This is a genomic window from Streptomyces murinus (genome assembly GCF_002154555.1).
Lineage (GTDB): Bacteria > Actinomycetota > Actinomycetes > Streptomycetales > Streptomycetaceae > Streptomyces > Streptomyces murinus.
Window position 1 is genome coordinate 1 of sequence record NZ_MUNF01000417.1, and the last position, 7,352, is coordinate 7,352.

The 7,352-nt window shown below is 74.5% G+C and carries 6 protein-coding genes; 3 read left to right on the plus strand and 3 right to left on the minus strand.

What is annotated here, in order from left to right; translation table 11 throughout:
* The 3 genes from CCN72_RS24465 to CCN72_RS24475 all read left to right on the plus strand — a co-directional run.
* The coding region (locus CCN72_RS24465; RefSeq protein WP_143664187.1) for a lanthionine synthetase LanC family protein at positions 1-294 on the plus strand (294 nt) is incomplete at its 5' end.
* A 68-nt stretch (positions 295-362) separates the two neighbouring features.
* Positions 363-578 (plus strand): hypothetical protein, encoded by a 216-nt coding sequence (locus CCN72_RS24470; RefSeq protein ID WP_086809635.1) that lies wholly within the window; start codon positions 363-365, stop codon positions 576-578.
* 137 nt (positions 579-715) lie between these two features.
* Positions 716-3,631, plus strand: coding sequence for a helix-turn-helix transcriptional regulator (locus tag CCN72_RS24475; protein WP_086809637.1), 2,916 nt, complete (start codon positions 716-718; stop codon positions 3,629-3,631).
* A gap of 18 nt (positions 3,632-3,649) precedes the next feature.
* Here CCN72_RS24475 and CCN72_RS24480 read toward each other — a convergent pair whose 3' ends face one another.
* The 3 genes from CCN72_RS24480 to CCN72_RS24490 all read right to left on the minus strand — a co-directional run.
* Positions 3,650-4,918: an MFS transporter gene (locus CCN72_RS24480; protein WP_086809639.1), complete on the minus strand. Its 1,269-nt coding sequence runs from the start codon at positions 4,916-4,918 to the stop codon at positions 3,650-3,652.
* Between the two features lie 39 nt (positions 4,919-4,957).
* Positions 4,958-6,214: a cytochrome P450 gene (locus CCN72_RS24485; RefSeq protein WP_086809641.1), complete on the minus strand. Its 1,257-nt coding sequence runs from the start codon at positions 6,212-6,214 to the stop codon at positions 4,958-4,960.
* The coding region (locus CCN72_RS24490; RefSeq protein WP_143664188.1) for a thioesterase domain-containing protein at positions 6,211-7,352 on the minus strand (1,142 nt) is incomplete at its 5' end. The genes CCN72_RS24485 and CCN72_RS24490, both read right to left, overlap by 4 nt.

Here is a 7,352-nt window from a genome sequence, read left to right on the forward strand (position 1 = left end):
GAGGTCGGGCCCGACCTCAGCCTCGGCCAGGGCGCCCTCGGCGCTCTCGAAGCCCTCACCGTCCTCGCGGAGCGGGGCGACGGCCCGGCCGCCGAAGCCCTGACCCTGCGCACCGGCCAGGCACTCGCGTTCGTCGAGGCGCAGGGCCACCGCTGCGCCACCCCCGACCACGTTCCCTCCCCCGGCCTGCTGACCGGCCTCTCCGGCATCGGCTACGGACTGCTCCGCCTGGCCCACCCGGGCACCGTGCCCTCCGTCCTGCTCCTGGGACACCCCGGCCGGTACGGCAACTGACCACCCCGCACCACTCCGCCTCCGCCCCCGCGCCCACCCGCGCGGGACCACCTGAAGGGGATCACCTCATGGACAAGAACTTCGCCGCCACCGCCGCCACCACCGACGCCACGGAGATCGCCGCCGAGATCGCCGCCGACGAGCAGGACGCGGCCGGTGGCATCACCCTCAAGGGCCGCAACCGCGCCTGCGCCCGCGCCCGGGTGCTGGCCGGAATGGTCCTCACCAGCGGCCTTGTCATCACGCTGAGCACCATGGACACGTCGGTCTCCGCCCCCCGGTAGGCGACCGCCGGCTGCCACAGGCGTGATGGCGCGGACCCGTCTTGCGGGTCCGCGCCGCCGTGTGCCCAAGCGGAGCGGCACGGTCCGGAGGGGGCGACCTGCCACAGGTCGCGATATTCCGATTATCATCTGCGTTCATGCGTTCCCATACGCCTTCCCTGGTCGGGCGGGGTCCCCAACTCCACCTCCTCGAACGTGCGTTGAGCGGCGCTCAACAGGGACGCGGCGGTGTGGTCTTCCTGGTCGGCGAGGCCGGCGTCGGAAAGTCGCGGCTCGCGGCCGAGGTGGTGGGCGGCGCGCTCGACACCGGTATGCGGGTGCTGCGCGGCCGCAGCAGCACCACGGGCCCCGCGGTGCCGTTCCGGCCATTGACCGAGGCGCTGATGTCGCTGTTCCGGGGCGGCGAGTCCATGGACGACCTGGCCCTCGGCCCGTACCGGCCGGTGCTCGGACGGCTGATTCCCGACTGGGACACCGGTGAGCGCGAGAGCAGTTCCATGGTCATCCTGGGCGAGGCGGTGCTGCGGCTGCTGATCGCGGCCGGGCGCGGCCAGGGCCAGCTGCTGCTCCTGGAGGATCTGCACGACGCCGACCCCGAGACGCTCGGCGTCCTCGAATACCTCGTGGACAACCTGGAGTACACGCCCGTCCTGCTGCTCGCCACCGTGCGCACGGACTTCAGCGACGCGCTGGACCTGGCCCAGTCCGCGCGCCGGCGCGGTGCCGCCACCCTGCTGGAGATCCCGCCGCTGACCCGGGGGCAGGCGGACGAGATGGTCGCGGCCCAACTGGGCGCGGCGGACCCGCAGGAGGTGCCGCAGCCGGTGCTCCAGCGGCTGTGGGAGGACAGTTCCGGCAGCCCGTACCTGGTCGAGGAGCTGCTCCAGACCATGATCGGGGCGGGCACCCTGGTACAGGGCCAGGACGGCTGGCGGGCGATCGGGGATCTGCGCAGCGATGTCTCCTCGACGCTGGCGCGGGACATCCTGCGCCGCATCGACCGGCTGGGCGCGCAGGGCCTGACCCTGCTGTCGGCGGCCGCCGTGCTGGGCCGCCGCTTCCCGCTGACCGTGCTCCAGCGGATGAGCGGCGTGGACGACCGCGCGCTGCTCAGCCATCTGCACGCAGGGGTCGCGGCCCGGCTGGTGATCCCCGACGAACCCGCCCCCGACTGGTACTCCTTCCGGCACTCGCTGACCGTGGAGGCCCTGTTCACGCAGATGACGCCGGGCCAGCGGGCCGACCTCGCGCGCCGGGGCGCGGAGGCGGTCGAGGAACTGCACCCCGAACTCGGCGGCGACTGGTGCGCGTTGGCGGCGGGGCTGCGCAGCGAGGCCGGGGACCGGGGCGCGGCCGGGCTGCTGTTCGCGGACGCGGGCGGCCGGGCTCTTGCGGCCGGTGCGCTGGGCTCCGCGGTGACCCTGCTCAGCCGTGCCGAGAACCTGCTCGCCGAGGCCGGTGACGCGCAGGGGCGGGCCGCGGTCCTGGAGAACCTGCTGCCGGCGCTCGCCGAGGCCGGTGACTTCGCGCGCGCCTTCGAACTGGCCGAGGACCTGCATCTGCTGGGCGGCTTTGGGCTCAGTCCCGTCCGGCTCGCCACGCTGCACGCCCGGCTGGCCAAGGTCGCCCACACGGCGGGGCGGTGGAGCGACGGCAACCGGCAGGTGGCCCGCGCCCGTGAGGTACTGGCGAGCGCGCCGGACGAGATGACCGCCGCCACCGTCGATGTGACGGCCGCCTATCTGGCCCTCGACACCCCGGGCCCCGACCGCACCCAGCACGCGGAGAAGCTGGCCCGCTCGGCCGCCGACACCGCCGAACGGCACGGGCTGCCCGTGGTCGCCTGCCAGGCACAGGAGTTGCTCGCCACCGTGGCCCGCGAACGCGACCCGGAGGAGTCCGAGGCGATGCTCGGGCAGGCCCTCGCCACGGCCGAACGCCACCGGCTCCCCTTGCAGCGGATGTACGCGGCCACCCGGCTCGGCGGCAACGCCTGGCTCGCCGAGGGCGACACCGCGGGCCTGCTGGCGGCGCGCGAGGAGGCGCTGCGGCTCGGCTCGGTCAACATCGTGCACACCGTCGACGGCATCCTCGTACTCGACGCCGTACTGCGCGGTGACCACGACACCGCGCGCGCGACCGCCGCCGAGTGCCTGCCCGTCGTACGACGGCTGCGGCTCGCGCCTGCCGTGCGGTACGTCCTGATGGCGCAGGCCGTCCTCGCGGCGCACCATGCCGACCGGGCCGGGATGGAGGCGGCGCTGGCCGCGTTCGCGCAGTGGGACGGGGCCGGTTCGCAGGAGGAGCCGCTGAGCCACGGTCTGGCCCGGGCGTTCTGCGCGCTTCTTGAGGAGGACCGGGAGCAGGCCCGGGAGGATCTGGGCACGGTGCTGGCGCTGGAGGCGGACAACCCCTCGACGTACCATCTCAGCGGCACCCACGGCATGGTGCTGCTGCTGGACGTGCTGGCCGGGCGCGCGGACCGCACCCGGCACGCGGAGATCACCGCCACCGCGATGGCCCGGATGCGCTGGAACCGGCACTTCGTGCTGCTCACGGAGGCCGTGCTGCTGGGCCGGGAGGGCGCGGGGGCCGGGGCGGCGCGCGCGGTCGAGGCGGCGCAGGCGGTGGCGGAGCCGTATCCGCTGGCCCGGCATCTCGGGCTGCGGCTGATCGCGGACGCGGCGCACCAGGACGGCTGGGGCGATCCGGTCAGCTGGCTGCGGCAGGCGGAGCACTACTTCCACGAGCGGGACATCCCGGCCGTGGCGGGCGCCTGCCGGGCGGGGCTGCGCCGGCTCGGTGCCCCGGTGCGCCAGCACCGCACCGGGAGCAGCGGCATCCCGGACCCGTTGCGCGCCCAGGGCATAACGGTCCGGGAGTTCGAGGTGTTCCGGCTGCTCGCGGAGCGGCTGTCCAACAAGGACATCGCCGACCGGCTGTTCATCTCCCCGCGTACGGCGGAGAAGCACATCGCCAGTCTGATCACGAAGACGGGGGCGGCCAACCGCGCGGATCTGTGCGCGCGTTCGGCCGCCCTGCGCGATTCCTAGGGCCGTCTTCGAGGGGCCCTAACGCATCTCGCGCACCGCCCGGGAGCCGAGCACCGCGAGCCCCGTGAGGGCGAGCACCGCGGCGACCACCCCGAACAGGGCGAGCGTGCTGGTCCTGGCCAGCGCGCCGCACACGATGAGGGAGAGCGGGGCGGCGGCGTAGCCGAGGACCATGTCGACGGAGATGACCCGGCTGAGCACCTCCTGGGGGATGTTGCGCTGGATCCAGCTCAGTCCGAACACCCCCTGGAAGCCGATGGCGAAGCCCATGGCCAGCACGGTCGCGACGACCGCCGGGGTGCTGTGCACCAGGCCCAGGACCGCCATCCCGGCGCCCAGCCAGCCGGCCAGCGCGGCCACCAGCAGACCGACCCGGGGCCGGCCGCCCATGGCGCCGCCCGCCAGCGTGCCGAGCATCGCGCCGCCGGCGAGGGACCCGTTGAGCACGCCCAGGGTGGCCGAGCCGCCGCGCAGCACCTGTTCGGCGAGGGTGGCGAAGCCGACCGTGAACGGGCCCGCGTAACAGAAGTTGACGGCGGTGTCGAGGACGACGACCGTGCGCAGCCGCGGGTCGCGGAGGGTGAAGGCGATGCCCTCGCGGATGCGGGCGCCGAGGGACGGGGGGCGTTCCGTCTCCTTGCCGTCCTGGGGGTCCGCCGTCTGCTGCGGCGCGGCGGTGCGGGGCCGGGTGGTGATCAGGGACACGCACCAGCCGCACAGCGCGAAGCAGACGGCGTCGACCACGAAGGCGACCGGCGCCCGGGTCAGCGCGATGACCACACCGCCGACCGCGGGCCCGACGACGGCCGCGGTGCGCGAACCGGCGCCGAGCAGCGCGTTGGCCGGGGTGAGCAGGTCCTTGTCCACCACCGAGGGCAGGATCGAGACCCGGGCCGGCTGGAAGAAGGCGTCCACCGTGCCGAACGCGGCGGCCGCCGCGCACAGCATCCAGACCGTCAGGTGCCCGGTGAGCCCGGCCAGTCCGACCCCGGCCATCAGGGCGGCGCGGGTCCAGCTGGAGGCGATCATCAGGGTGCGGGTGGACCAGGAGTCGCTGAGGGTGCCGCCGACCAGGGTGAGCAGGGCGCGGGGTACGGCCTGGAAGGCGAGGACGTAGCCGAGGGTGAGGGTGGAGCCGGTCAGGCCGAGGGTGATCCAGGAGAACGCGACGACGCTGAAGCCGTCGCCGAGCAGGGACAACGACTGTCCCAGCCACAGGAGTCGGAAGGGCCGCTGGCGGGCGGGTGCCCACAGCCGGGGACCGGCGCCGGCGAGGGTGGTGGCCATGGTGTGCCTTTCGGGGTGCGGACGCTCGCGGCGGTCCGGTCAGTAGCGGACGGGCAGCGCGGTGAGGCTGCGGTTGAGGAGGGACGGCTGCCAGGCGAGCCCGCCGGGGTCGGTCAGGGTCAGGCAGGGATGGTCGCTGACGAGCGTCCGCACGGCGGCGACGGCGACGAGCCGGGCCAGCGCGGCGCCGATGCAGAAGTGGGCGCCGAAGCCGAAGCCGAGGTGGGTGGCGCCGGTGCGCCGGACGTCGAACCGGCCGGGGTCGGGGAAGCGGGCCGGGTCCCGGTTGGCGGCGGCGGTGACCAGGAAGATCCGGTCGCCCGCCCGCAAGGTGTGGCCGTCCAGCTCCAGATCGGAGACGGCGGCGCGGATCGACATCTTGGACGGGCCGTCCAGGCGCAGCGCCTCCTCCACGGCGCCCTGCGCCAGCTCGGGATCCTCGCGTACGGCGGCGAGCTGGCCGGGCCGGGTGTGCAGGGCGAGGACGGTGTTCGCGATGAGGTTGCTGGTGGTCTCCCCGCCGGCGAACGCCATCTGGGTGAGCATCCCGACGAACTCCTCCTCGGTGACCGACTCCCCCACCCGGCCCTCCTTCAGGACCTGGCTGATCAGGTCGTCGGCGGGTTCGGCGCGGCGCCGGGCGACCAGCCCGGCGAGGTAGTCCTCCAGGCTCACCAGCGCCTGGAGGGAGGCCCGGTACTCGCTCTCCTCCTGGGCGGTGCCGAGCACGAGGTCGGCGACGCGGGCGTTCCAGTACCAGAAGGCGGCGGCGTCGGTGCGGGGGATGCCGAGCCAGCGGGCGAACACCAGCGCGGGCAGCGGCTTGGCCACGTCGGCCATCAGGTCGCCGGTGCGGCCCGGGACGGCCTTGCGGGCGAGGACGGCCCGGGTGGCCTTCTCGGTGAAGGTCCGGTAGCGGGCCACCGCCCGGGCGGCGAACGCCTCCTGGAAGACCTGGCGCAGCCTGCGGTGCTGCGGCGGGTCGTTGAACACCATCCAGCGGGACAGGATCCCGAACGCCCGCTCCGCGTCCTCACGGGCGCCCTGCGGCACGGCGTCCATCAGGGGCCGTACCCGGTCGGCCGTGACGGCCGGGTCGCGCAGGCAGCGCATCACCTGGTCGTAGCCGGTGACCAGCCAGGCGTGGTGCATCGGGCTCCAGTGCACGGGGGCGTGCGCGCGCAGGGCGTCGAGGTGGCCGTAGGGGTCGGCGACCATGTCCGGGGACAGCAGGTAGCGCTCGGTGAACGTGGTCGCGGGGGCGGGCGCCGTACTCGTCGGGGTCGCCGTCGTCATCGGTTCTCCCCCTCCTTGATCGCGGCGAGGATCCCGGCGATGCCGGACACCCTCGGCTCGGCCATCATCGACATGTGGTCGCCCTCGCTGATGTGGACGGTGAGTCCGCCGCCTGCCAGGTCGCGCCAGCGGGCGAGATAGGTGTCGTAGTCGACGTCCAGGCCCGGCATGGTGCGGCCGCGCGGCAGTCCCGCGGCCTCGCTGCCGACCACCAGGTGGATGTGGCCGGGGTAGGGGCGGACCTCGTAGCCGGCGAGGGCGGCGAGCAGGGAGTGCCACACCTCGATGGGCGCGTTCTCGACCAGGGCCGCTTCGGCGGGGCTCATGCCGGCGCCCAGCAGGGTGGCGGTGAGTTCGGCGGTGGCCCGGTCGCGCTCCGGGGACGGCGGCAGCTGCCGGATCAGGTCGCGCTGGCGCCAGGCGGTGCGCAGGTCGTCGGTGACGCCGTTCAGCCGGGCGCGGGCGGCGGGGTTGGGCAGGTACGGCTCGATCAGGACGGGCGGGGCCACCGGGTGCCCGGCGCGGTCGAGCTGGGTGGCCATCTCCAGGGCGATGTTGGCGCCCATGGACCAGCCGAGGAGGGCGTGCGGGGCCCGCTCGCCGGTGGTGTCCGAGGTGGCGTCCGCGGTCCGGTCGGTGATCTCGGCGACGTAGTTGGCGGCGATCCCGGTGACGGTGCTCGGGTCCACCCCGCCGAGCAGTCCGCGCGCCTGGAAGGCGTGCACGGGCCGGCCTGCCGGCAGGGCGCGGGCGAGCGGTACGAACCAGGCGGCGCTGCCGCCGGTGGGGTGCACACACCACAGCGGCTCCCCTGTGCCCTCGCGCAGCCGTACCTCGGAGGTGACGGCGGCGGGCAGGCCCGCTCCGGCCGCGCGGGTGGCGTGCTCGGCGAGCTGGGCGATGGTGGGGTGCTCGATCAGATCGCCGACGGAGACGGTCAGGCCGCGTCCGGCGGACATCAGGGAGACCCGGACGGTGGACAGGGAGCTGCCGCCGATGCGGAAGAAGTCGTCGTGGACGCCGATCCGGGCGAGGCCGAGGACCTCGCGCCAGATCTCGGCGAGGACCTTCTCGGCCGGGGTGGCCGGGGCGACGAACTCGGTGTCGTTCTGGTCGAGTTCGGCGGGCGGCAGCGGCA